The organism is Arthrobacter sp. ISL-5 (genome assembly GCF_018613835.1).
Lineage (GTDB): Bacteria > Actinomycetota > Actinomycetes > Actinomycetales > Micrococcaceae > Arthrobacter.
In genome coordinates this window covers 1-23,968 of the sequence record NZ_JAGGPM010000011.1, presented here as the reverse complement: position 1 = coordinate 23,968, position 23,968 = coordinate 1, and the positions used below count along the sequence as shown (strand labels likewise).

The window sequence follows — 23,968 nt, the reverse complement described above, 5'->3', positions numbered from 1 at the left end:
CGCCGGAGACTCATCGATGGCAACTAATATCACTGTGAAAACACGGCCAAATACTGCTGCAAATCACAGTCGTTTCGAGATCATCGTCGCCCTCTGGGCCCACGCTGGCGCTGCGGGCGGCCAGATCGCAGATCCGGCTTAGTGCCGCACTATCGGCCCACGCGTCGGCGCAAAGCCATGACGAGTTCATGCTCGTCTGTGTTGACCAGCTGGAAGTCGCGGACGACCACTTTGCCCGCGACCACCACGTGACGGGGCCGGCGCCCCGGCGATGCCCACAGGATCCCCGCAACGGGATCCGCGACGCCGGCATCGGCAATCCCGGTGACGTCCCACACGCACAGGTCGGCTGCCGCCCCGGGCCGCAAATGGCCGAGTTCGGAGCGGCCAAGACCTTGCGCCGAGCCTTGCGTGGCCATGCCGAGCACCTTGCGGGCGGATACGGACGGGCCCACAAGCGGTGCAAGCTGCATGGCGAGCCGTGCATCGGCGAGCAGATGGCCGGCGTCGTTGGAGCCGCCGCCGCTCGTTCCCAGACCGACGGTCACGCCGGCGTCGAGCAGGGCCGCGACCGGCGCTATGCCCCATCCCATCGGAAGGTCGCAGCCAGGGGCGTGGGTCGCCGATGCACCAGACGCGGCAATCCGGGCGATTTCCTGGGGTGTGACATCGCATAGGTGTGCCAGCGTCACGTCGTCAGCCAGCCACCCCCACTCTTCCAGGAGATCCAGCGGGCGTCGGCCGTATCGCTCCAAGGCGACTCTGACGTCCACCTGCTCGTTCGACTGGGTCCGGCGCCGTAGTCCGTGCCTGCGCGCCACCTCGCCGAGTAGTTTGTACGTTTCAGGGCCGTCGCTGTGGACTCCGGCGGGCCCGACGGCGAGTTGCAGCATGCCGTCCCCGCTCATTCCGCCCGTGGCGCCGGGCATGAGGGCTGCAACGATGTCCTCCGTAGATGTAGCGGCGGTCTGGGGATCGTCGCCTGCGGTTCCTCGCACAAAGGCAAGGCGGGCGCCCACACGCCGGACGGCTTCGGCGCTGGCGCTGGCTATGGCCACAGTGTTGGCCGCGTGCGGCCAGCTCAGGTGGTGGTCGGCCACGGTAGTCACCCCGCATAACAGGCCCTCCGCGGCGCCGGCAGCTGCCGCAAGGCCCGCGAGTTCCGGGTCGATGGTGGCGGTGTCGTAGGCCTTTGCCATGGTGGGCAGCCATTCGCTCATGGCCACACCGCGCGTGCCGGGAAAGGTGCGGAAGGCCGTTTGAAGCAGGTGGTGGTGTGCGTTCACAAGCCCGGGTGTGACCACGCATCCGGTGGCGTCGAGCACCTCTCCGTCGGAGGGTGCGGTGATGCCCGATGTAGGGATGGTGCCCGCTGGGACGGGCGTTTCCTCGGCCACGGTCCCGGCACTGATGTGCAGCGGGCCGGTGCGTTCGGTGTTGCCGTCGATGAAGATCCGTTCGGCGTTGGTGATAGTGAGCACGGGGGACTCCCTGGATAGTGGGCGTGTCGGTGAAGGTGCCGGGCTGGGGTCAGAGATCGAGCACGAGGCGGCTGCATGCCGCGCGCGAGACGCAGACCATCATCACGCGGTTCTCGGCTTGTTCCGCCGCTGTCAGAACGGAGTCGCGATGATCAGCCGTTCCGGAGATGATGGGGGTCTCGCAGGTGCCGCAGGTACCTTCGCGGCAGGAGGAGAGAACAAAAGCCCCGGCTTCTTCCGCGGCCTCCAGGATCGTTCGGCCCTCGGCCACTGTGACGGTCACACCCGTCTGCTGGAGTTCCACCTCGAACGGCCCGTTCAGAAGAGGCGCGCCGGCCTCCTTCGGGGTGAAACGCTCCAGATGCACGCTCACTCCGACGCGCCCGGCGAAAGCGTCCTCGACGGCGTCGAGCAGCCTGGCGGGGCCGCAGCTGTACACGGCAAGCCGGGCACCTGGTCCTGGACGGCTGTCGGCCGCAAGCACGCCCAGTGCGAGACGCCGACCTTCATCGGCGGCGTGGATCCGCACTCGTTCGGGATGGGTGGCGAGCAGTTCGTCCACGAACGCCATGGTCTGCCGGGAGCGCCCGGCGTAGTCCAAGGTCCAGTCGAGGCCCCGTGCGGTTGCCTCACTGACCATGGGAAGGATCGGTGTGATGCCGATTCCGCCAGCCACAAATAGGACCCGGGCCGAGGCATCGGGCTCAAATCGAAAATGATTGCGCGGACCGCGAACGCGCAATGTGGTCCCAACTGTGGCGGAGTCGTGCAACTGGATGGAGCCGCCCCGACCGCCGGGCTCGCGCAAGACCCCGATCTGCCAGGGCGATCCCGTACTCGCGCCGCTGCACAGGGAGTACTGCCGTTCTATCCCGCCAGGCAACAGGACATCGAGATGTGAACCCGGCGTCCACGCGGGAAGGGCCGAGCTGTCTGTGCTTGCCAGCTCGAAGGCCATGACGCCGGCCGCAAGCTCTCGGCGTGCCGCGACGCTGACCTCGAACACCTCGGCGTGTTCGGCGCTCATGACTTCCCACCCCGGTCGGCGTCCGCGCGTTCCAGGTGGACGTCGCCAGTCCTGCTGGTCAACGACTGGTCTTCCTTGACGACGATGGCGCGGTACACGCTGCCGTCCGGTGAGCTCCAGCGGTGCCGGGTGCCGCCGGGGTAGTGGATCGAGTCCCCCGCATGCAGCAGCTCGCACCCGCGGTCGTCCAGTTCCACCAGCACGCTGCCGGAAATGATGAACAGGAACTCGTCCTCGTCATGCACATAGAACCTGCCCGGATCGACATTGGAATCGTGCCATTCCAAGGTCATGACTCCCCGGTTCCCTCGGGCCAGCGTGCGGGCCTCGCCCTTCCGCGTCGGCCTGCGGATGCCTTCGTCGGCCCGGACCACGTGGACGTTGCCGTGGTCGGCTGAGGACGGGCCGCGGGCCTCCGCCGCGAGCATCAGCTCGATCTGGCTGATGCCCAGTGCGTGGGCGATCCGGTCCAGCGACGACATGCTCGGGCGGGCAAGACCCCTTTCCAGTTGGCTCAGGAAGGAATGCGAAAGGTCTGTTGCTCCCGCGAGCTGGACCAGCGTGAGTCCCTTGTCCTTGCGCAGCCGACGGATGCGCTGGCCCATCAGTGCGATCTGCCTGTCAATGGCGGGCGCCCGGCCGGTGCCTTCGCCGTCGGATCCCGCCACGTCTACCGGGTTTTTCACCGTCACTCCTTTCGGTCCCCTCAAGATTGTGGAACCGTCATTTCACCCTCGGTGGTGCAGGACGCCGACGGATTCACCGTCGGGAAATCGACGCGTTACGCGGGCGAAACACAACCACCGTATGTTGAAGCTATCAACATGTTGACTCTATCAACATTTTACCCCACATCGACGCAATGTAATCGGAGGGCCTTTTGCACCAGCTACCTCGCCAGATCTCGCTCCTGTGTTCAGCTACGCTGCTCGACGGAACCGTCCGGGACGTAGAGATTAACGGAAGCCGGGTTGGCCGCGTCGTGGCCGCTGGGCAGGGCCGGCGGTCCGGCTCCGGAACGGAGATAGACCTCAGCGGCTTCATGCTCCTCCCGGCACCTGCCGAACCGCACGCGCATTTGGACAAGGCACTGTCCGCGGATGCCATCCGGCCTCCCCTGGGAAATCTGCGAGACGCGATCGATGCGTGGCGGCGCCACGCCTCCACAATGACCGTCGACGACATCCGCGACCGGGCCCTTGAAGCCGCATTCACGCTGCTCGCCAACGGCACCACGTCGGTGCGGTGCCACGTCGACGTCCTGCTCGGAGACAAACCTCTCCGCGGCGTCGAAGCCCTCGCTGCTGTCCGCCGGGAACTTGCAGGGCTCATGGACCTCGAACTTGTGGCCCTCGCGGGTCCCGATGTCCCGGACCGGGACATCGAAGCAGCCATCGATCTCGGCGTCGACCTCGTGGGCGGATCACCCCACCTCGCCTCAGACCCGTTTACAGATCTGCGCCGACTGATCACGCTCGCCGAACGCCGCGGCGTCGGCGTCGACCTTCACACGGACGAGAGCCTGGACGGTGCCCTCACCATCGTCGAGTTCGCCCGGTTGGTCCGAGCGTGGCCTCCGGACAGGATGAGGACAGCAGGCCACTGCGTGCGGCTGGGAACCCTCGAACCGGAGGATCTCCACTCAGTAATAGACGAGATCCTCGAGAGCGACCTCGGAATAGTCACCCTCCCCATCACCAACCTTTACCTTCAAGGCTGGGACCACCCGGTGTCGACGCCGCGCGGCCTCACCGCAGTCCGTGCACTGCTGGACCGTGGCGCCCGATTGGGAGCCGGGGCTGACAACGTGCGTGACCCGTTCAATCCAGTGGGGCGAAGTGACGCCTTCGAAACGGCCGGGCTGCTTGTCGCCGCCGCGCATCTGACACCTGCCGAGGCCTACGACGCGGTTTCTTCCGGCGCCCGTTCCGTCATGGGTCTGCCCGTAGCGGGCCCGGTCGAGGACGCCAGCGCCGAGCTCCTGGCCATCCGCGGGGCGAGCATCGACGACGTGGTGGCAACTGCGTCCCCTGATCGGTACGTAATCCACGCCGGGATGCTTGTGGCGCACAGCGAAGTATCGCGCCGCATCGCCATTCCCGGAACCCCGGTCAATTCAATGACCCCGATCGAATCGAGGTACTCCGCATGACAGCTACACAGGCAGCGGCGCCGCCGGCAACACAGGAAGAAGCCAAAGTGCTGCTCGATTTCAAGGACGTCGAAATGACCTTCCCCAACGGCACGGTCGCCCTCTCCGGCGTTGATCTGACGGTCCGCGAGGGCGAGTTCGTGACCGTCGTCGGACCTTCCGGATGCGGCAAGAGCACCCTGCTCCGCATCGCTTCGGGGCTAGAAAGCTCATCCCACGGAACAGTCAGCATCGCCACGTCCCGGATCGGATATGTCTTCCAGGATGCCACCCTGCTTCCCTGGCGCAACGTCCGCGCGAACGTCGAACTGCTGGCCGAGTTAAGGAAGGCCTCCCGGGCCGTCCGCTCGCAGAAGGCCATGGAAGCCATCGATCTGGTCGGGCTCAAAGGCTTCGAAGAGCACCTTCCGCGGCAGCTCTCCGGTGGCATGAAGATGCGCGCTTCCCTGGCCCGTTCACTCACCCTGGACCCGGAACTGTTCCTCTTCGACGAACCGTTCGGAGCCCTCGATGAGATCACGCGCGAGCGGCTCAACGACCAACTTCTTCGGATCTTCGCCGAACGCCGCTTCGCGGGCCTGTTCATCACTCACTCCGTTTCCGAGGCCGTGTACCTCTCCACGAAGGTGGTGGTCATGTCGGGCCGGCCCGGAGCGATCGTGCGCACCTTTGACGTGCCGTTCCCCATACCCCGTGACCCTGACATCCGTTTCACCCCCGAGTTCGCCGCACTGGTAGGCGACGTCTCCCACGCACTCCGAGAGGGGCACCACTGATGTCAGCCACGATCAACCCGGAGAAGGCCCCCACAGGCACGGCCTCCGGACCTTCAGGGCCTCCCATCAAGCGAACAATGCCCGCTGTTCGGGCTCGTAGGCCCCGGCCGGCTATATGGGTTCCGCCCATGCTAGTCTTCCTGGTGCTCCTGGGGCTCTGGTACGCAGTCAGCTACCTGGTGCTGGACGAGAAGCGACGGTTCCTCATGCCGCCTCCGGACCAGGTGGTCACAAAGGGCTTCCTGGACCCGGATGTCCTGGGCGAGATCCTGGCAAGCCTGGGGCAGACCGCCGCCGTGGCCCTCGCCGGTCTCGCTGCAGCGATCGTCATTGGGATGGCGTGGGGGATCGCAATGTCACAGGCCAGGTGGATCGAACGCTCACTGTTTCCCTACGCCGTGATCCTGCAGTGCATCCCCATCCTCGCCCTGGTGCCCCTGATCGGATTCTGGTTCGGCTTCGATTTTTTCTCCCGGACAGTCGTCTGCGTCATGATCGCGCTCTTCCCCGTGGTCTCGAACACCCTGTTCGGGCTCCAATCGGCTGACCGCTCCCAGTTGGAACTCTTCCGGCTGCAGAACGCCAGCCGTTGGACGGTCCTGACCAAGCTCCAACTGCCCGCTGCCCTGCCGGCGGTCTTCGCGGGTATGCGTATTTCCGCAGGCCTCGCCGTCGTCGGAGCCATCGTCGGAGACTTCTTCTTCCGCCGCGGTACCCCCGGCATCGGCTCCCTCATCAGCAACTACCAATCACGGGTCGAATCGGCCGAACTCTTCGCCGCGATCATCACCGCCTCGCTGTTCGGCGTCGTGATCTTCTGGCTCTTCGGCTCGATCAGCAAGTTCGTGGTCGGAGCCTGGTACGACGTCGATGCCCGCTAAAGACCGCACCCGGCCACCCCACAGATAATTCACCGTGCACGTTCCATCCTTCCCCATTCGGGATCTTCCCCCACTCGAGGAGACACATGCAACGCCCAACACCCCGCACCTCAGCCCGCGCCATTGTCCTGTCCGGCGTCGCGGCGCTCACCGCGCTCACGCTCAGCGCCTGCGGATCGAACGCCACCGCACCCGCCGCAAGCGCAGCAGACCAGGGCATCGGTTCAGTCGATCTCAAGGCGGCCGGCTGCCCGGCCAACATTGTTATCCAAACCGACTGGAACCCGGAGAGCGAACACGGGCACCTCTACCAACTGCTCGGACCCAACCCCACGATCGACGCCGCGAACAAATCCGTCTCCGGCCCCCTCTATGCAAGCGGCCGGTCCACAGGCGTTAACGTCGAGATCCGTTCGGGAGGGCCGGCCATCGGCTTCCAGACCGTGGCAGCACAGATGTCCCAAGACCCGGCCATCACTCTTGGCTACATCAACACCGATGAAGCCGTCCAACTCTCCGCCAAGATGCCCACCAAGGCTGTGTTCGCCCCACTGGACAAGAACCCGCAGATGATCATGTGGGACCCCAATACATACAAGGCCAAGACCATAGCTGAACTCGGCCCCGAACTGGCTGCAAAAGGCGGGGTGGTGCGCTACTTCGGCGGCTCCAGCTGGATGGAATACCTGAAGGCAAAAGGCACTCTCACCGACAAGGTCATAGACGGAAGCTACGACGGAACCCCGGCCAACTTCGTCGCGGGAGGCGGCAAGGACGCCCAGCAGGGGTTCGCCAGCGCCGAACCGTACATCTACCAGAACGAGGTCTCGGCATGGAAGAAACCCGTTGCCTACCAGCTCATCCACGACGCCGGGTGGCAGATCTACCAGGCTGCAGTCTCCGTCCGGGCTGCCGACGAATCCGCGCTGGGCGGATGCCTCGCCAAGCTTGTGCCCGTGCTCCAGCAGGCCGAGGTGGACTTCTTCAAGGATCCCAAGCCCGTTGAGAGCCTCATCCTTGACCTGGTCACGGAATTCAACACGGGCTGGGTGTACTCGGAGGGCGTGGCCGACTTCTCCGTGAAGACCATGATCGAACAGAAGATCGTGGGCAACGGCAGCAACTCCACGCTGGGGGATTTTGATGCCGATCGCGTGAAGAAGGTTTTCGACGAATCCGTCTCGCTTTTCACCACGCTGGGCAGCGCCCCCCAAAGCGGGCTGACGGCCGAGGACATCTACACCAACAAGTACATCGACACCTCCATCGGCCTGAAATAGCCCCGAAGACAGCATCACGGGACAAGCATCCGGCCGTGCCTTCGACGGCGCGGCCGGCGCCGGCTGCGGTCTTTCCCTAACGAAAGTGGTAACCATGAACTACACCTACCCTCGATCGACGATCGACGCGCTGGCGGGGGAGCTGCGCGGCATTCTGGGCGAACGCGGGGTCAGCACCGACCTTGCGATGCGTGAGAAGGCCTCGATCGACGGCGCCAAGCTCTCGCCGGTGATCATGGAGCAGCTTCCGCTGGGCCTCGCCGACCTTGTTGCCTTTCCGGCCACTGCCGATGAGATCGTCCAGGCAGTGGGGGCGGCGGTGCGCCACGGTGTCTCCATCACCCCGCGGGGCAAGGGCACGGGCAACTACGGCCAGGCAATTCCGATGCCCGGCGGGCTCGTCCTCGACGTATCGCGGGCGAAGGGCATTCTCGAGTTGGGAGACGGCTACATCACGGCGGAAGCCGGGGCCACCATGGTCCAGCTGGAAACGGCGGCCCGCGCCGCCGGCCAGGAGTTGCTCATGTACCCGTCCACGGCCCAAAGCACCATCGGCGGCTTCCTCTCCGGCGGGTCCGGAGGCACCGGCTCCATCGAGCATGGCGTCATAGCCGAAGGGGACTTTGTGATCGCGCTGGACGTCGTTCACGCCGTCGCCAATCCCGGTCTGATCCGCGTCGAGGGCCCAGAAGCCCAGAGCTACCTTCACAACTACGGCACCGCCGGCATCATCGTCCGCGCCACCGTCAAACTCGAACCGCTGCGCGAGTGGCGCGCGTTCTACGCGAGCTTTCCGACCTTCGACGGGGCACTCTCCATCGTCCGCGAGCTCGGGCTCCTCTCTCCGACCCCCCGCCTCGTCTCGGCGGACCTGCCGATGCTCGCCGCAGCGCTACCGGCGGATGCAGCCATCCCCGCCGGCCGGGCCAGCCTGCGCGCCATCCTGGACGTGGCTGCCGTGCCCGCCGCCACCGCCCTCGTCGAACAGTCGGGCGGACGGGTGGAAGACATCCGGGGAGGCCCTCAGGCGGTCATCAAACTCAGCATGATCTCCTACAACCATCCGATCGAGTGGTTGCAGAAGGCACACCCTGACACCTATTTCCACGTCGAAGTGGCAGGCGATGCCCTTATTGAACGCATCGACGAAGTCCACGCGGTCTACCCCGGCGGGATGCTCCACATCGAAGCACAACGCGACTACCCGATCGGCATGCTCGCCGGGCGCTACGAAAGCAAGGCCGAGGTGGAGGCCGGCCTTGAGCGGCTCAAGAACCTTGGGGTGCGCGTCCACAACCCGCATCAATGGTTCGTCGATTTCGAGGTCCAGAGGACCAAGGATCTTGCCGCCGTGACCGACCCCTTCCGGCTCCTCAACCCCGGGAAACTCATCAACGACGAGGAACAGCCGCACGGCCTCATGACGGTGGAGGCCCAGCGATGACCCGCAAACTCGCAGAACTTTCCGGCCCCGCCGCCGCTTCGATGCTCTCGCCATCGTCAGTGATCGTGGTGCCCACGGGCGCGATCGAACACCATGGCCCGCACCTGCCCCTGATAACCGATTACCTCCTGGCCGACTCGGTGGGCAACGCTGCCGTGGAGCGCGCAGCTGCCGCCGGCGTCGACGCCTGGTTGCTGCCGACGCTGGCCTACACCAAGTCGGATGAACACGCCTGGGCACCTGGAACAGTGTGGCTCAGTTGGGAGGCGATGATGAAGACCGTGATCGACATCGGCCGGTCCGTCGGGTCCACCCCGGCCACGACCCTGGTTTTCCTGAACGGGCACGGCGGCAATGTGGCACTTCTGCAGGTGGCGTTGCGGGAGATCCGCCGCCGCTTCATCCTCAACACCTTTCTCATGGGAGTCCGGGTATCGGCCGACAGCGTGGAGCCGCCAGAGGAGGAATGCGGCCTCGGCATCCATGGCGGCCACGGCGAAACCTCGCTCATCATGCACATCCGCCCCGACCTGGTGGACACATCGCTCGCGGAGCGGAATGTACCCGCCCACATAGCCGAGGCGGATTACATTGGGTTCCATTCCAAGCCCGTCAGCTTTGGCTGGCTCTCGAACGACTTCGGTCCCAGCGGGGTGGTGGGGGATCCGACGCGGGCCAACGCCGCCGACGGCGCTGCTCTCTTCGAGGCAGCGGTCGCCCAGGCCGCCGCGGCGTTGGATGAAATCTCGCGTTTCCGGCCGGCCGGGGACGACGCATGATCACTTCTTCCGCGACCTTCGGAAGCGACACTGCCCGCGGCCGCCGGGAATGCGTCATGGGCCGAGGCGAATGACCCGGAGCCGCGGGCCTGGGCCAGGGCTGTGGAACCAGGCGAGGCACCCGGTTTGGTCTTTAGCACCTCGACGTAGCGGTCCAGGGCACCGTGGCCTTGAATCAAACTGTCACGATCACTCCCGCTGTTCTGCCTCGATGGAATCGACGAGCTTCGTGGAGTTGCGTGCGGCCTACTCCGCGAGCCATTCCTGCTGGCGTACGAGAACGTCTTTCGCCTGCTCCTTGGGTTGTAGCCGATCATGGTTATGGCTAGAACCAGCTTCGTGAAGGTCGAGGAAACATCCGCCGATTCCGCCTGCTGCCCCGGAGTAGCACAAAATCGAAGTATACGAAGGACGCCGGCGGCCCTGCGGTGCTTAGATCGACCTCATTCCAACCGCCTAGCCCAATCCGAGATAAGGGCTGCACTGTGCGACCTGATAGCGGGCAGGTTGTTAGCCAGTCCGCAAAGGATGACGGCGGAATCTGCCACCTGCAGCGGTGATTCCGGTGTTGTCATTCCATCTGCCCGGAGGCTGATGAGGGACTCGACGAGACGGAAGGCGAGATCGCCGAAGTCGGCCCCCCCGATGACAGTCCAGCCCTTGGGGGAAACCCCAGTGCCAAGCTGCCGGTACAGGTCCCGCAGTTCCTGCCGGTCTGCCAGGAACCCCGCGAAGCGCCCGCTCCGCGCCTCCGGAAGGTGGTAGAGGATGCCGAGGTTCCAGTGTGCAGTGGATAGTTGGCTGCCGTCGTAAAGTGCGAGGGCATGAAGACGGCTTCCGGCTGGACCCGCGCCGGGTGCCTCGGCGGAGATGGCCCGTGCGAAGGCCAGCCCACTGGAGACGGTGCCGGTTAGCAGGTCATCCAGGATCTCGTCCTTGGTTTTGAAGTGGTGGTACAGCGAGGACTGCCTGATGCCCACCGCGTCCGCGATGGACCGGGTGGAGGTGTTGGCAAACCCCTGGGTGGTAAAAAGCTCGGCCGCTGCATCCAGGATTTCGTCGCGAGCGGTGGCGCCAGGCCTGGAGGGCTGTTGGTGTCGGGGTCGTCCCGGTCCGGCTGAAGTCACTGCATCATTCTTGCATTCTCCTCCGGACCGGACTCCACCCAACGAATTGGTGAGCAGACGGAAACGAACCGGAAACAAGATCTCAACGCGCCTTTTACAGAAGTGAAACTATTTGGGGATACCCGACTGGAAAACTATCAATTGACCGGTATTAGTGCAGCCATCGACCGAATGCTGCACTTCCGGAAACGCTTCACCCCCACGCCGTTCCAGCTCCCGGAGACTCCGATGACTTCAACCGTTCATCCCCCTGTCCACGCGGACGATGCAGATCTGACGTCCCTTGGCTATCAGCCCACCCTCCATCGAAAGCTCGGCCGCTACGCTTCCTTTGCCGCCGGCTTTTCCTTCGTATCCATCCTGACCACCATCTTCCAGCTCTTCGCCTTTGGCTACTCGTTCGCGGGACCGGCCTTCTTCTGGACGTGGCCGATTGTGCTGGTAGGCCAGCTGCTCGTTGCCCTGAACTTCGCAGAACTCGCCGCCCGCTACCCGCTTTGCGGAGCGGTGTACCAGTGGGCACGGCGCGTAGGCGGAGAAGGCGTGGGCTGGTTCGCGGGCTGGTTTATGGCAATCGCGCAGGTGGTCACCGCCGCGGCCGCCGCCATAGCCCTGCAAGTAGTGCTGCCCCAGCTATGGGGCGGCTTCCAGCTGGTGGGCGGTGACCCGGCGCTGAATACCGTCACGGGCGCCGCCAACGCCGTGATCCTTGGGGCGGCCCTCCTGGTGGCCACTACCGTCATCAACTCGCTCGGTGTCAAGCTTATGGCCCATGTGAATTCCGTCGGTGTGACGTGCGAAATTGTGGGTGTCGTCGCCGTGATCCTTGCCCTCATCAGCGCCGCTCAGCGCGGTCCGGACGTCGTCGCGGACACCACCGTACTTCAAAGTTCAGATCTCGGGGGCGTGGGAGCATTCCTGGTTTCGGGGCTGATGGCCGCCTACGTCATGGTGGGCTTCAACTCTGCCGGCGAGCTGTCCGAAGAGACCAAGGACCCGCGCCGCACCGCTCCGCGGACCATTCTTTCTGCGCTGCTCATCTCCGGCATCGGCGGAGCGCTGATGATCATCACAGCCCTGATGGCCGCGCCCAGCCTCGACGACGGCCGACTGGCCACCGAAGGTCTTCCCTACGTCCTCACCGCTGTCCTGGGCACCTTCTGGGGCAAGGTCCTGCTGGTGGATGTAGCCATCGCCATTTTCGTCTGCACCCTTGCGATCCAGACCGCGGGTTCCCGCTTGGTGTTCTCCATGGCACGGGACGGCAAACTCCCCGCCTCAGCCTTGCTGTCCTCTGTCCACCCCACCCGTGGCACTCCGATGTGGCCATCTATCGTCATCGGCGCCCTGGCAGTTGGCGTCCTCGCCACCAATATCGGCAACGCCGCCGTATTCACCACGTTGTGCAGCGTCTGCATCGTCATGGTCTACCTCGCCTATTTGATGGTGACCGTGCCGCAGCTCCTCAACCGTATCCGGGGTGACTGGAACCGGGTAGGACAAACACTGCCGGCGGGACTCTTCTCGCTCGGCCGCTGGGGGCTGCCCGTCAATATCCTGGCCGTTCTCTACGGGGCCGGGATGGTGGTCAACCTCGCCTGGCCTAGGCCCGAGGTCTACAACCCCTCCGGCGAGAACGGGATCCTCCTTTATTCAGCACCACTCATGGTGACCGCGGTCCTGCTCCTGGGTCTGTGGGTCCGCCGCCAGAACCTTGCGGCAAAAGCCTGAGGCTCCTCCAAACTTCAACAGCTCCCGAAACAACCACAGGACGGACATGACACAGACCATCGAAACACCAGCAACCGGGACAGCCACGACGGCCGGGGCGCGTGCCCACGCCAGGGAACAACACGGCAGGACCGTAGACACCATGCGCCACGTGCCGGCGGCTTCGGTGCCTGCGCGCCTCACTGCCGGCCTGACGGGCGGCGCCGTCGCGTCCCTCACCTGGGCCGAATCCCTGGCCTTCGGCCGCTACACCACCATGCAGCTGGCGCGCGGCACCAGGATCAGATTCACGGACACGGCGGGCGACGCCTGCGTGCACACCCTTCTGTACCGCGCCGGTGACCCCCATGAACGCCTCAACGTCGCGGACACCGTCAAGGTCCAGTGGCAGGCATACCCCGGCGCCGGCCACCCGCTGCTGTCGGACGCCGGCCGCCTGATGGCCACCATCGTGGCTGACACCTCTTCCCGCCACGATGCCCTGACCGGTGCCACCACCTTGGCCGGAAACACCGCCCAGTACGGTGCCGGAACGGTCCACAGCGCCTCGCCCGCCGCCCGCGAACTGCTCACCCTGGGGGCTCTGAAGAGCGGGCTGGGTCCCCGCGACGTGGCGCCGTCGTTGTCCTTCTTCAAAGGCATCACTGTTGACCTTTTCGGCAGTATCACTTTCACCGGAAGCGCCGGCCCGGGTGCCGCCGTCGAACTTCTGCTCCAGATGGATGCGGTGCTGGTGCTCGCCAATACCGCCCACCCATTGGACCCCCGCGCAACCTTCACCGGAACCGCCGTCGACATCGTCGCCTGGCACGCGCCGCAGGACCTGGCAGCACTGCACGCTGGCCGGCTCACCGGGCCCCTCACTCCCGAGCACCTGCAGGCACTCCGTAACACCGAACACGACCTGACCGCAAGGAACGCCCGATGAACAGAGCCCTTAAAACAGAACGCGTCCCGCACGCGAGCGAAACCGCACTGACGCCCGGCAAAGTGGTCCTCGACGAATTCGTTCAGGCCCGAGGCCCGTGGTCAGCCGTGGTGGCGGTCGGCGACGTGCTGACCATCGTGGACATGGAAGGCAACCAGGCGGTGGACTGCCTGCTGTACGCGGCCGACGACACCTCGGTGCGCTACTCGGCAGCGGTCACCATCGCCCAGCAGCAGTCGATTTTTCTGACCACGGGTTCCGTGCTTCGCGCGGACACAGGGGCTCCCCTGATGACAGTCGTGGCGGACGAGGTGGGGGTGCATGACACCATCGGCGGCGCATGCTCGCAGGAATCCAACACTCTCCGTTACGGGCAGCACACCCGTGAACATCACGCCTGCGTGGAAAACTTCCTCATAGAAGGCTCCCGATGGGGCCTCGCAAAGCGCGACCTGGTATCCAACATCAACTGGTTCATGAACGTCCCAGTGGACCCGGACGGCGCCCTGGGCATTGTCGATGGCCTCTCCGCTCCCGGCAAGCGCGTCGCGCTAAGGGCCGAGGTGGACACCCTGGTGCTCGTCTCCAATTGTCCGCAGATCAACAACCCGTGCAACGGCTTCAACCCCACCACCGTCCGCATGATCGTCACCCGGCCGGAGGCTGCCCTGTGAACCGCTTTGACACCCTGCTCATCGCCAACCGCGGTGAAATCGCCTGCCGCATCATCGAATCAGCCAGGAAACTGGGACTGCGAACCGTTGCCGTGTTTTCCGAAGCGGACCGCGGGGCACGCCATGTCCGGCTGGCGGACGAGGCAGTGCTGCTCGGTCCCGCGCCGGCTAAAGAGTCCTACCTCCGGATGGATGCGCTGCTGGCCGCAGCCAAGTCCACCGGCGCGGGGGCCATCCACCCCGGATACGGCTTCCTTTCCGAGGACGCCGGCTTCGCGGAAGCCGTGGAAGCGGAGGGACTGGTCTTTGTCGGTCCCACCGCTGAGCAGCTGCGCATCTTCGGCACCAAGCACACCGCACGGGATGCCGCCCGTGCGGCCGGGGTGCCAATGATCGCCGGTTCAGGGCTGCTGGCAAACGTGGACGATGCCGTAGCGGCCAGCGCCGCGATTGGCTTCCCGCTGATGCTCAAAGCCACCGGCGGTGGCGGCGGCATCGGCATGACCGTCTGCCGCAACGAGGCCGAGCTCGTGGAAAGCTTCCCCCGCGTGGCCCGCCTGGCCGGTGCCAGCTTCGGCACCGCGGGGGTCTTCGCCGAGCGCTACGTCGAAAACGCCCGGCATGTCGAGGTCCAGATCTTCGGCGACGGCGAGGGCCGGGTGGTCAGCCTCGGCGACCGGGACTGCTCCCTGCAGCGCCGACACCAGAAGGTCCTCGAGGAAGCACCTGCTCCCGACCTGCCCGACGCGCTGCGCGAAGAACTTCACCGTAGCTCCCGCGCACTGTGCGCGTCCCTTAACTACCGCTCCGCCGGAACCGTTGAATTCGTCTACGACCCTTCCCGCCGCGAAGCCTCCTTCCTCGAGGTCAACGCCCGGCTCCAGGTGGAGCATCCCGTCACCGAGGCCGTCACCGGCGTCGACCTGGTGGAGTGGATGCTGCGGCTGGCACAGGGTGGCCAGGAGGCCAGCACTGTCCTTGCCGGCGTACCCGACAGCCTGCCGGTTGCCGGCAGCGCAGTGGAAGCACGCGTGTACGCCGAAGATCCTGCCCGCGGGTTCCAGCCCAGCGCCGGAACGGTCACCAACGCTGTCTACCCTGCTACAGAAGGTGTCCGCGTGGACGCCTGGGTGGAAACCGGCACCGAGGTGTCCACCAACTACGATCCCCTTCTGGGCAAAATCATCACGTCCGCTCCGACGCGCTCCGAAGCCTTCGACCGGCTCGCCTCCGCGATCGCCGGCACCCGGATCGACGGCATCGAGACCAACCTGGGAATGCTCCGTGCCGTGAGTAGAATGGACGTGGTCCGCAGTGTCCAGCATTCCACCAGCACCTTGGACACGGTGGGAGACCCCGAACCGCGCATTACCGTGGGCCGGCCGGGACTGCAGACAAGCGTGCAGGACTGGCCCGGCCGCACCGGCCTCTGGCAGATAGGCGTCCCGCCCAGCGGCCCCATGGATGACCTTTCCTTCCGGCTGGGCAACACGGCGCTGGGCAACCCCGAAGGCGCCCCCGGCCTGGAATTCACCATGACCGGTCCCAGCCTGACCTTCACACAAGCCACTACCATCTGCGTCACGGGCGCGGACGTCACAGTCACAGTTGACGGTGCTGCCGTGCCCACGTGGGCACCAGTCACAGTGCCCGCGGGTGGAACGCTCGACGTCGGCACTGCCGCGGGACACGGGCTCCGCGGGTACATCCTGTTCCAGGGCGGCCTGGATATCCCGCAGTACCTGGGGAGCGCATCCACCTTCACCCTGGGCCAGTTCGGCGGACACGCCGGGCGGGTCCTGCGCGCCGGTGACGTGCTCCGGGCAGTTGTTCCGGGTGAGTTCGGCGCCGCGGGCGCGGCCCTCCAGAAAGCAGCGATGTCCGAGGTGCCGGTGGACAGCCGGCCTGCCCTGACCTCGGCCTGGGAGTTGGCCGTCGCGGAAGGCCCGCACGGGGCCCCCGAATTCTTCCAGCGCGAAGACATTGAGGAGCTGTACGCCTCCGGATACGAAGTTCACTTCAATTCGGCACGCACCGGAGTCCGGCTGACCGGTCCCAAGCCGCGCTGGGCCCGCATGGATGGCGGGGAAGCAGGCCTGCACCCGTCCAACATCCATGACACTGCGTACTCTGTAGGTGCCCTTGACTTCACCGGCGATACGCCCATCCTGCTAGGCCCCGACGGACCCAGCCTGGGCGGGTTCGTTTGCCCGGTCACCGTGGTGACGGCGGACCGGTGGAAGCTCGGCCAGCTGAGGCCGGGGGACAAGGTCCGGTTCGTTCCCGTCCAGGTGAGCCAGGCGCCGTCGGCCAAGGACCTGGGCCCTGGCCGGCAGTTGGTGCTGCCGGGTGACCCCGGATGGTCCCGGGATCTGTCGACGGCAAGACTGTCAACGGCGAACCTGGCAACGTTGGCGGCCGCAGGTAGCCGCACCGCGCGAGGGGACGGCGACGACGGCGTGATGGGCCGGGTGCCCGAAGGCTCCGGCCGGCCCGCGGTCACCTACCGCCGCTCCGGGGACGACAACCTGCTGGTGGAGTATGGCGAGATGGTGCTGGACCTCGCCCTGCGCGCCAGGGTCCACGCACTGCACCAGCGCATCGAACAGCTCCGCCTGCCCGGCATCGTGGATCTCACCCCGGGAATCCGCTCCCTGCAGATCAAGGTGGATCCTTCCGTCCTGTCCACGAAGCGCCTGCTGGGACTCGTGCAGGAAATCGAGGCGGCACTGCCGGCGAGTTCGGAACTGGTGGTTCCCAGCCGTACCGTCAGGCTGCCGCTGTCCTGGGACGATCCTGCCACCCGTGAGGCGATTGAACGCTACATGGCAGGCGTCCGGGACGATGCCCCGTGGTGCCCTTGGAACATCGAATTCATCCGCCGGATCAATGGGTTGGACTCTGTCAACGACGTGTTCGACACCGTCTTCAACGCCGAGTACCTGGTCCTGGGACTGGGTGATGTTTACCTTGGCGCCCCGGTGGCCACGCCGCTGGACCCGCGGCATCGGCTGGTCACCACGAAATACAACCCGGCCCGCACTTGGACGCCGGAAAACGCGGTGGGGATCGGCGGCGCGTACATGTGCGTTTACGGCATGGAAGGACCCGGCGGCTACCAGTTCGTGGGCCGCACGACGCAGGTCTGGTCGCGATACGCGGACTCTGCCCCGTTCGAACCGGGCTCACCCTGGCTGCTGCGCTTTTTCGACCGGATCTCCTGGTACCCTGTCAGCCCCGAGGAACTCTTGGACCTCCGGGCAGACATGGCTGCCGGAAGGGGCCGCGGTGTCGAGATTGAGGACGGCACTTTCTCGCTGGCTGAGCATGAGGAGTTCCTGGAAGAGAACCGCGACTCGATCGCCGCGTTCCGGGAAAAGCAGGGTGCGGCGTTCGCCGTCGAGCGGCAGGCGTGGGCCGACGCCGGCGAGTTTGACCGGGCGGAGGCGGTTGCCGCCGTCGTGGCCCCGCCCGCCGACGAGGTGGTGGTTCCGGATGGAGGATCCCTAATCTCCGCACCATTTGCCGCGAGCGTCTGGAAGGTTGATGCGGCTGCCGGCGACCGGGTATTGCAGGGCCAGCCGCTGGTGTCCCTCGAGGCGATGAAGATGGAAACAGTGCTGGAAGCGCCGTGCGATGGCGTGGTGCTGCGCGTGCTTCCGGCCGCCGGATCACAGGTAGTCGCCGGCGAAGCGCTGGTGGTCCTTGGCAGCGACCAATCCGAAATCGCCGGGAGCAGCAAAGTGGAGACCAAAGAACTGGAAGAGGCAGCAGTATGACCACCGCAACCATCACCGGTGCTGCCACCACTCGGGTCCGGGGCGCCCTCGCCGCCGTCGAGGTTGTGGACCGGCCGGAAATCTGGATAACCCTGCGGGGCGAGTCGGAGCTCCTGGCCGAAGCCGCTTCCATTGACACGGCCGTTGCCGGCGGCGCAAACCTTCCGCTCGCCGGTCTGCTGCTCGCCGTCAAGAACAACGTCGACGTCGCGGGCATCCCGACGACGGCGGCGTGCCCCGGCTTCTCGTACCTGCCGGAGCGGGACGCGGAAGCCGTGGCCCGCCTCCGTGCCGCGGGTGCTCTGGTCCTGGGCGCCACCAACCTCGACCAGTTCGCCACGGGGCTGGTGGGGACGCGCAGCCCGTACGGTGCAGTCCGGGACTCCCGCAATCCGGACTTCATCTCCGGCGGCTCCAGCTCCGGTTCCGCGGTGGCGGTGGCACTGGGTCTGGTGGACATCGCCATCGGAACTGACACCGCAGGATCAGGCCGGGTGCCCGCCGGACTGCAGGGAATCGTGGGCATCAAACCCACGCTGAACGTTGTGTCCACCGCCGGCGTTGTCCCTGCCTGCCGGTCTTGGGATGCCGTCACCATTTTCGCCCGCGAGTTGTCCACGGCGGAGCTCGCAATGGGCATCATGGCGGGTGGATCGCGGGCGTGGCCCACCGATCTCCGGCTTGCAGCACCATCGAAGCCACGCGTCGCGTACCCTGCCATCCTGCCGGCGCTGCCCGGCGCCTGGGCCGCCGAGTTCACACAACAGATCGACCGGCTGCGCGCCTCCGGGGTGGACGCCGAGGCCATCGAATTCGACGCCTTCCTCGAGGCAGCGCGGCTGCTGTACGACGGCGCGCTGGTGGCTGAGCGTTATGTCGCCGTCGGCGACTATATCGAAGCGTCCGAGGGCGGCGTGCAAGGGGAGGCAGATATTGACACCACGGTGGGGGGCATCATCCGGGCTGCCGGCAGGCTGCCTGCCCACCGCTACGTTGCTGATACAGGCAAACTGGAAGAGCTGAAGCAAAAGGCGATGGCACGGCTGGAAGGTTTCGACGCGCTCCTGGTCCCCACGGCGCCGTTCCACCCGACGCTTGTCGAGGTGGCCGCGGACCCGGTGGGAGTGAACTCCTTGATGGGCACCTACACGAACTTCTGCAACCTGTTCGACCTATGTGCAATGGCTGTTCCCGCCGGCGAGGTGGAAGGTTCGCAGTTCGGCCTGACCGTGGTGAGCCGGACCTTCGATGATGCTGTGGCGGCCGACATTGCACGCAGAGTCGAATCAACCCCAACCGCTCCAGTGCTGTTCGCCGACGGCGCCGCAACTGCCGCATCCCACGCCTCGACGTCATCAATTCCTTGGCCTGTTGTTGCGGGCGCCTCAGCAGTATCCCTGATAGTCGTGGGCGCACACCGCAAGGGCCAACCGCTGGCCAACGAACTTGAACGGCTCGGGGCCGCCTGGGACGGCGTAGTACGGACCGCAGCGCAGTACCGAATGGTTTCCCTCGATACCCTGCCGCCAAAGCCGGGGGTGTATCGTTCGAACGAAGGAGCCGCATTGACGGCCGAAAGGTGGATCCTCCCCGAAGCGGCCATTGGTCGATTCCTTGCCGCCCTCCCGGAACCCATGCTGCTGGGTTCGACCCTCCTTGAGGACGGCTCCACGGCCGTCGGATTCGAGTGCGACGCCTTGGCCGCCTCGGAAGGCAGGGACATCACGCACTACGGCGATTGGTTAGCTGTTCCGAGGGATGCCTCACGGCAGTTCTCGTGGAAAGGGCTAGGCGAGGCCGCCTTGACAGGCTTCACCAGAGGCTCGCACTCGAACAGCCGATTGGAGCGGCGAGTCGAGTGACTAAAGCGGCGATGAAGTTAAGCCCAAGGGGGACAGCAACGAAAGGAGCCTCCGGCCCCCGTTCGCGAGCGAGGGAGTGCTCAACCGCAGGTGACTGTTCCGGTAGGTTCCCGCGAATCGTCGATGCTCCTGGTGCGCCGTCAACGGCGCTTCGCGTCACTGCGAGATGAGCCTCCGGCCCGCCCTTGACCGCGCACTCTCTCCGCAGACATTGCAGCCCTTTTCGGGGTGGGGGAGCAGCGGAACCGGACACAGGGAGAGGCCCCTTTCAGGGCCCCTCCCTAACTGGTACACACGGTTATTCGAGGGGTGCGAAGCAGGCTGCTGGGGGTTCGCTGACCCTAACCTGTCGCTCACCTGGAATCGGCAGGTGTAGTGCAAGTTCCCGCCCTGGGGCAGATGAAGCCGAGGTCTTCGAGATCGGGAGCTTTGGATTGGAACAGGTCGCGGTAGAAGTTCGTCGCTCGCTCCACGTCGGTGGCGTAGACGAGGAATTGATTCGGCGCCGACATGCTGTTGCTCCTTTCGCGACGGCCCGGGTATCGGCCGCTTACGCAGGGGTTGCGCGATTAAGGCTTGGTCGGTGGATGCGGGCGAATCCAGCGACCACAACGGAGAGAACTGCTGTCGCTTCGAGGGCCTGATAACTCTTCAAGGTCCGGGAGCGGTCGGGATTCAACCGCCCAAGGCTCTTAGTGCAGGTCGATTCCGGACTCGGGGTTTCCCGGGCCAAGGAGGTTAGCAGGATGGACTGTCGTGCTTGCGATTGTTTCGTTTTGCTGGATCGTGCGGGCGAAACTGTCGAGAGTGGTGCCTAGCCCGGATATTTCATGAGGGTCGGGTTGGCCGCCAGGTCCGGGTTTGATTCGAGTCCGGGTTGGATTCTGTGGTTTTGGGCATGCTGGTGAGGCCGGTTGTCGCTGGGTGGGCGTCGGGTTCCACGTCTCCGATGGGTCGTGCTGGGGGTTGAAGGGGCCAGCCGAGTGGTTCTCAGGCCAGGAGGCGGGCCCGATGTCGGAGGCTGCTTTTCAGCTCGGAAATGGCAGCCAAGAGCGTGGTGATCGTGCCGCTTTAAGGCGCTTTGTCAGGGATCAGCAGCCGGGTCCGCCTGGCCCGGGTGATGAGTTTCCCGGCGGTAGCGAAGAGCCGGTAACGCCACCGTTTCATGTCCCATCCGCGGGCTTTGTGGCCGGTTGGCAGCGTGGCCAGTTGCAGCCAGACCACCAGGTTCATGGCCAGGGTGGCGATGTTGGCCCAGCCTTGGTTGGCGTGGAAATCGAAGAATGGCAGCTTACCGAGCCCGGTGTTCTTCAGGGTTTTGATCCGGTTCTCACACCGTCCCCGGGCCCGGTGCCGGGCATCAAGAGTGGGCCCGTGCCAGCGCGGTGAGTTCGTCAGAAAAGCCGTGACGCGGTGCCCGTCCACATCCAGCAGCGTCGCCTGCGCTCCCGGGTGCAGCGGTTCGGCTCGCAGGTAGAGGTTCGTGCCGGACGGGTAGTCGGTGAGCCCGAGGACGTCGGTGGCGTTAACGACCCACGCGTCCGTGCGTTCGTTGCCGTCCTGGTCGAGCGCGGGTTGCCAATACTGCTTGTCGGTGATCCACGCGATCATGTTGGCCTTCATCACCGGGACCGGGTAGGAGACACTGAACTGCACCCCTAATGATGCGAGGTAATGCAGGAATTTCCGGGACGCCCCGGCGCTGTCAGTGCGCACGAGGATCTTTTCGCCGATGAGCTTTCCCTGCTGGTCGTAGAAGTCGTCGGGGAGTTGGGCGATAGCCTGGGTGAAGACCTTGATGTGGTCCTGGGCGCTGTTGGCCCCGGCATTACCCGGACGCAGGAGTGCTGCCAGGATCTCCCCGGTCCCGTTGCCTGCGCCGTAATCAACACTGGCGATAAACGGAGCAAACCCATACCCGCCCTTGTATGTGCCGACGGCTTGTTCCTTGTCACTGTGCGAGGTGACGAGGGTGGCATCCAAGTCCACGATGAGCGGATCCAGCGCTGTGGCCTTCAACGCCGGGTTCCGCTCCTCCGCAGCTTCCCACGCCCGGGAACGCAACTCCCGCGTCAACGTCGCGAAGCCGTAGCTGAAGAGGTCAGGGTTGGTCACGGTCCGCTCAAAGAACCGCGAGATCGTCGCGTTCGAAGCAACCTTACCGAAGACACCGGCACCGGTCCGCAGGATATCCAGATCGGAGACGTGTTCCCCGCCGCCGGCGAGCATGACCGCCAACGAGCCCAGGATTGTGCCGGGCCGATGCCACGCCCCGGACGGGACAAACTGGCCCAAACGGTCCTCGCACAAGTCTCGGAACCCCAGCGCGTCAACAAAGGACGTCACGACATTCAGCCCGGCATGAGAGACCAGCGCCTGCCCCGTCGTGGCGACAGGAAGGGACGGAAAAACTCCGGTAATCTTGGACATCAGAAAGGTGCTTCTTTCAGCCGGTAGAAAAGTGCGTCAACAACACTATTTTCCCAGCTCAGAAGCACCTTTCGTCGCTTAACCACACCCAAGGGACGGCACCCTCATGAAAACCCCGGGCTAGTGTGGAAAGCTCGGCGGTCGGCAGGCCGTATTTGGTGTATTCGGACGTTGGCAATTCCCGGTAGCGGGTCATTGATGCTGCGAACATGCCAAGGTCCAGGTGCGGGTCCCTGCGTTGGCACAGGGCAATCAACTGCTCGTGCGTGAATCGGCCGCTGGTGAGGATTGAATAGGCATCCAGATAATCGCGGGCCTAACCGCGTGAATAGACCGCGATCAGCTTTGCCGCCACGGAATCCTTGAGAGACAGGACGGGTCCGAGATCCACGACTGCGGGCTTGTTCTCCCACCAGTCCAGCCCCAGGTCCATCACGACCGTTGTGCCGTCCTTGTCCACTGTGAGACTGGCGAACTCCTGGTATAGACGGGTGATCTCGACGGTGTATCCGGCGGATTCAAGGGCAACAGTCATCTTCTGCACGGATGCTGCAAATGTTTCGGGGGTGTGCTTTCGGTGCAATGCAAAAAGGTCGACGTCCTTGGACAAACGATCGATGACACCATGCTCGGCCAGCGCCTGACCGCCAGCGAGGATGAACCCGTCTTCGGAGAGAACGGACAGGGCTATTTCGGTCGCTACTCGTTGAGCTTGGTCCATGAAGGATGTTCCTTGGATTCGCGTTGTGTGGGCAGCTGGGGGAATGCTTTTTCCCATGCCCGTCTGCATCGGACGGGAAGCCGCAACGAAGGCCATAGGGCGGCCAGCCGGACCGCATTGACGATGCTGCAGATTTCATCGATTGACCCCGAGTTCTGCAGTGTCAGCTGGTAGAGCGTACTGCAGCTGCCGTCCTCCTGAACGAGATAGCGGCTGTCCGGACCCCAGTCCAGGTGGATGGGAAGCTCCACCATGCCGGATGCAGGGCCTTGCAGATCTTCCAGGGCGTCGGGAACCAAATACACCAGCGAATCCGCGAGGGTGTGTCTAAAAGGAGCATGCTTGGAAGCAGTTGCGCCGGAAACGTAATTGCGCAGTCCTGCCCGGATGAGTTCGGAGACGGTGGTGCCGTGTCTGGTTGCCTTGGAGTGTGCTTCTTTCCAGAGCTGGTCTTCGATGCGGATGGTATGCCGTGTCGTGCCGGCTGACATGCTGCGCTCCTGGTTCGCTGGTCTTTGAGACCAGTCTATGGGTGTCATGACACCCATGGAAGAGTGCGACGTCATGACACCCGCCGACCCGGGTGAGAGTTCCACGATGCTTCGAGGACTGCAGGTGTGCCCCTCTGCCTGGGGGCGGAGGACGGCCACTCCGGGGGCTTGACGGTCAGTGTTTCCGTTGCTCGTGTCTCACTTCACCCTCTCTTGTTACTGTCCGCGATCGTTGGTTTGGGCGTCGTTTTGATAGGGGACCCGCCCAGCGATCATGGGGCTATCAGAATGACAAGCAGCGGTGATTCACCTGGCCATTCGTGGTGGCTTCACACACTCGCCTCGGCAGTTTCGGACGATGGTGGCAATCGTGTTTGGGATTGTGTGTTTCGTCAACTTAAAGTG

The 23,968-nt window shown here is 64.9% G+C and carries 18 protein-coding genes and 1 pseudogene; 11 read left to right on the top strand and 8 right to left on the bottom strand.

The genetic code is table 11. The features are described from left to right. Positions 1-149: 149 nt before the first annotated feature. Genes J7I89_RS05670 through J7I89_RS05660 form a run of 3 tightly spaced genes read right to left on the bottom strand, consistent with a single transcriptional unit; the run spans position 150 to position 3,194 of the window. On the bottom strand, positions 150-1,481 hold the full coding sequence (locus tag J7I89_RS05670) for an amidohydrolase family protein (protein ID WP_308159812.1): 1,332 nt from the start codon (positions 1,479-1,481) through the stop codon (positions 150-152). Positions 1,482-1,530: 49 nt separating this feature from the next. Then, positions 1,531-2,508, bottom strand: a complete 978-nt coding sequence (locus J7I89_RS05665) for a PDR/VanB family oxidoreductase (protein WP_214968140.1) — start codon at positions 2,506-2,508, stop codon at positions 1,531-1,533. Then, positions 2,505-3,194, bottom strand: a complete 690-nt coding sequence (locus J7I89_RS05660; RefSeq protein ID WP_308159811.1) for an XRE family transcriptional regulator — start codon at positions 3,192-3,194, stop codon at positions 2,505-2,507. The genes J7I89_RS05665 and J7I89_RS05660 overlap by 4 nt, the downstream gene beginning before the upstream one ends. Positions 3,195-3,388: 194 nt before the next feature. Between J7I89_RS05660 and J7I89_RS05655 the strand changes: the two genes are divergently transcribed. The 6 genes from J7I89_RS05655 to J7I89_RS05630 all read left to right on the top strand — a co-directional run bounded on the left by J7I89_RS05655 (position 3,389) and on the right by J7I89_RS05630 (position 9,820). Next, positions 3,389-4,660, top strand: coding sequence for an amidohydrolase family protein (locus J7I89_RS05655; RefSeq protein ID WP_214968139.1), 1,272 nt, complete (start codon positions 3,389-3,391; stop codon positions 4,658-4,660). Further along, entirely contained in the window at positions 4,657-5,436 is a 780-nt protein-coding gene (locus J7I89_RS05650) for an ABC transporter ATP-binding protein (protein ID WP_214968138.1), read from the top strand. The genes J7I89_RS05655 and J7I89_RS05650 overlap by 4 nt, the downstream gene beginning before the upstream one ends. 128 nt (positions 5,437-5,564) lie before the next feature. Further along, positions 5,565-6,317 (top strand): ABC transporter permease, encoded by a 753-nt coding sequence (locus J7I89_RS05645; protein WP_251044975.1) that lies wholly within the window; start codon positions 5,565-5,567, stop codon positions 6,315-6,317. An 86-nt stretch (positions 6,318-6,403) separates the two neighbouring features. Further along, positions 6,404-7,597: an ABC transporter substrate-binding protein gene (locus J7I89_RS05640; protein ID WP_214968135.1), complete on the top strand. Its 1,194-nt coding sequence runs from the start codon at positions 6,404-6,406 to the stop codon at positions 7,595-7,597. A 94-nt stretch (positions 7,598-7,691) separates the two neighbouring features. Beyond that, the gene (locus J7I89_RS05635) at positions 7,692-9,041 is read left to right on the top strand and encodes an FAD-binding oxidoreductase (RefSeq protein WP_214968133.1); all 1,350 of its coding nucleotides are present in this window, start codon (positions 7,692-7,694) and stop codon (positions 9,039-9,041) included. Further along, a complete protein-coding gene (locus tag J7I89_RS05630) occupies positions 9,038-9,820 on the top strand; it encodes a creatininase family protein (protein WP_214968132.1) in 783 nt (260 codons plus the stop codon). The genes J7I89_RS05635 and J7I89_RS05630 overlap by 4 nt, the downstream gene beginning before the upstream one ends. 443 nt (positions 9,821-10,263) lie before the next feature. On the opposite strand, the gene J7I89_RS05625 is transcribed toward J7I89_RS05630, so the two are convergent. Beyond that, positions 10,264-10,947 carry a TetR/AcrR family transcriptional regulator gene (locus J7I89_RS05625; protein ID WP_214968130.1) on the bottom strand — a complete coding sequence of 228 codons (684 nt, stop codon included), beginning with the start codon at positions 10,945-10,947 and terminating at the stop codon, positions 10,264-10,266. Positions 10,948-11,175: 228 nt separating this feature from the next. Here J7I89_RS05625 and J7I89_RS05620 point away from each other — a divergent pair, with 228 nt between their 5' ends. The 5 genes from J7I89_RS05620 to atzF are packed head-to-tail and all read left to right on the top strand — an operon-like array spanning position 11,176 to position 19,921. Further along, positions 11,176-12,678 carry an amino acid permease gene (locus J7I89_RS05620; RefSeq protein ID WP_214968128.1) on the top strand — a complete coding sequence of 501 codons (1,503 nt, stop codon included), beginning with the start codon at positions 11,176-11,178 and terminating at the stop codon, positions 12,676-12,678. 46 nt (positions 12,679-12,724) lie between these two features. Continuing rightward, positions 12,725-13,606 (top strand): urea amidolyase associated protein UAAP1, encoded by an 882-nt coding sequence (locus tag J7I89_RS05615; RefSeq protein ID WP_214968126.1) that lies wholly within the window; start codon positions 12,725-12,727, stop codon positions 13,604-13,606. Next, on the top strand, positions 13,603-14,280 hold the full coding sequence (locus J7I89_RS05610; protein WP_214968125.1) for an urea amidolyase associated protein UAAP2: 678 nt from the start codon (positions 13,603-13,605) through the stop codon (positions 14,278-14,280). The genes J7I89_RS05615 and J7I89_RS05610 overlap by 4 nt, the downstream gene beginning before the upstream one ends. After that, complete coding sequence (gene uca / locus J7I89_RS05605) at positions 14,277-18,059, top strand: urea carboxylase (RefSeq protein ID WP_214968123.1); 3,783 nt, start codon at positions 14,277-14,279, stop codon at positions 18,057-18,059. Before J7I89_RS05610 ends, uca begins: the two co-directional genes overlap by 4 nt. Then, positions 18,056-19,921, top strand: a complete 1,866-nt coding sequence (gene atzF / locus J7I89_RS05600; protein WP_214968121.1) for an allophanate hydrolase — start codon at positions 18,056-18,058, stop codon at positions 19,919-19,921. The genes uca and atzF overlap by 4 nt, the downstream gene beginning before the upstream one ends. A 353-nt stretch (positions 19,922-20,274) precedes the next feature. Here the strand turns inward: atzF and J7I89_RS05595 are convergent, their stop codons facing one another. From J7I89_RS05595 to J7I89_RS05580, 4 genes and pseudogenes are all read right to left on the bottom strand, one after another. After that, positions 20,275-20,433, bottom strand: coding sequence for a VOC family protein (locus tag J7I89_RS05595; RefSeq protein ID WP_214968120.1), 159 nt, complete (start codon positions 20,431-20,433; stop codon positions 20,275-20,277). Positions 20,434-20,995: 562 nt separating this feature from the next. Next, a pseudogene (locus tag J7I89_RS05590) lies at positions 20,996-22,351 on the bottom strand (IS1380 family transposase); the annotation flags it as partial. A 316-nt stretch (positions 22,352-22,667) separates the two neighbouring features. Next, entirely contained in the window at positions 22,668-23,072 is a 405-nt protein-coding gene (locus J7I89_RS05585; RefSeq protein ID WP_214968115.1) for a nucleotidyl transferase AbiEii/AbiGii toxin family protein, read from the bottom strand. Further along, the gene (locus J7I89_RS05580) at positions 23,051-23,563 is read right to left on the bottom strand and encodes a hypothetical protein (protein ID WP_214968113.1); all 513 of its coding nucleotides are present in this window, start codon (positions 23,561-23,563) and stop codon (positions 23,051-23,053) included. Before J7I89_RS05580 ends, J7I89_RS05585 begins: the two co-directional genes overlap by 22 nt. Positions 23,564-23,968: the final 405 nt, after the last annotated feature.

Excerpts from the sequence above, each read along its gene's own strand:
- J7I89_RS05665 (WP_214968140.1), bottom strand. The coding sequence starts at position 2,508 with ATGAGCGCCGAACACGCCGAGGTGTTCGAGGTCAGCGTCGCGGCACGC.
- J7I89_RS05650 (WP_214968138.1), top strand. The coding sequence starts at position 4,657 with ATGACAGCTACACAGGCAGCGGCGCCGCCGGCAACACAGGAAGAAGCC.
- J7I89_RS05645 (WP_251044975.1), top strand. The coding sequence starts at position 5,565 with ATGCTAGTCTTCCTGGTGCTCCTGGGGCTCTGGTACGCAGTCAGCTAC.
- J7I89_RS05640 (WP_214968135.1), top strand. The coding sequence starts at position 6,404 with ATGCAACGCCCAACACCCCGCACCTCAGCCCGCGCCATTGTCCTGTCC.
- J7I89_RS05635 (WP_214968133.1), top strand. The coding sequence starts at position 7,692 with ATGAACTACACCTACCCTCGATCGACGATCGACGCGCTGGCGGGGGAG.
- J7I89_RS05630 (WP_214968132.1), top strand. The coding sequence starts at position 9,038 with ATGACCCGCAAACTCGCAGAACTTTCCGGCCCCGCCGCCGCTTCGATG.
- J7I89_RS05620 (WP_214968128.1), top strand. The coding sequence starts at position 11,176 with ATGACTTCAACCGTTCATCCCCCTGTCCACGCGGACGATGCAGATCTG.
- J7I89_RS05615 (WP_214968126.1), top strand. The coding sequence starts at position 12,725 with ATGACACAGACCATCGAAACACCAGCAACCGGGACAGCCACGACGGCC.
- J7I89_RS05610 (WP_214968125.1), top strand. The coding sequence starts at position 13,603 with ATGAACAGAGCCCTTAAAACAGAACGCGTCCCGCACGCGAGCGAAACC.
- atzF (WP_214968121.1), top strand. The coding sequence starts at position 18,056 with ATGACCACCGCAACCATCACCGGTGCTGCCACCACTCGGGTCCGGGGC.
- J7I89_RS05595 (WP_214968120.1), bottom strand. The coding sequence starts at position 20,433 with ATGTCGGCGCCGAATCAATTCCTCGTCTACGCCACCGACGTGGAGCGA.
- J7I89_RS05585 (WP_214968115.1), bottom strand. The coding sequence starts at position 23,072 with ATGGACCAAGCTCAACGAGTAGCGACCGAAATAGCCCTGTCCGTTCTC.
- J7I89_RS05580 (WP_214968113.1), bottom strand. The coding sequence starts at position 23,563 with ATGTCAGCCGGCACGACACGGCATACCATCCGCATCGAAGACCAGCTC.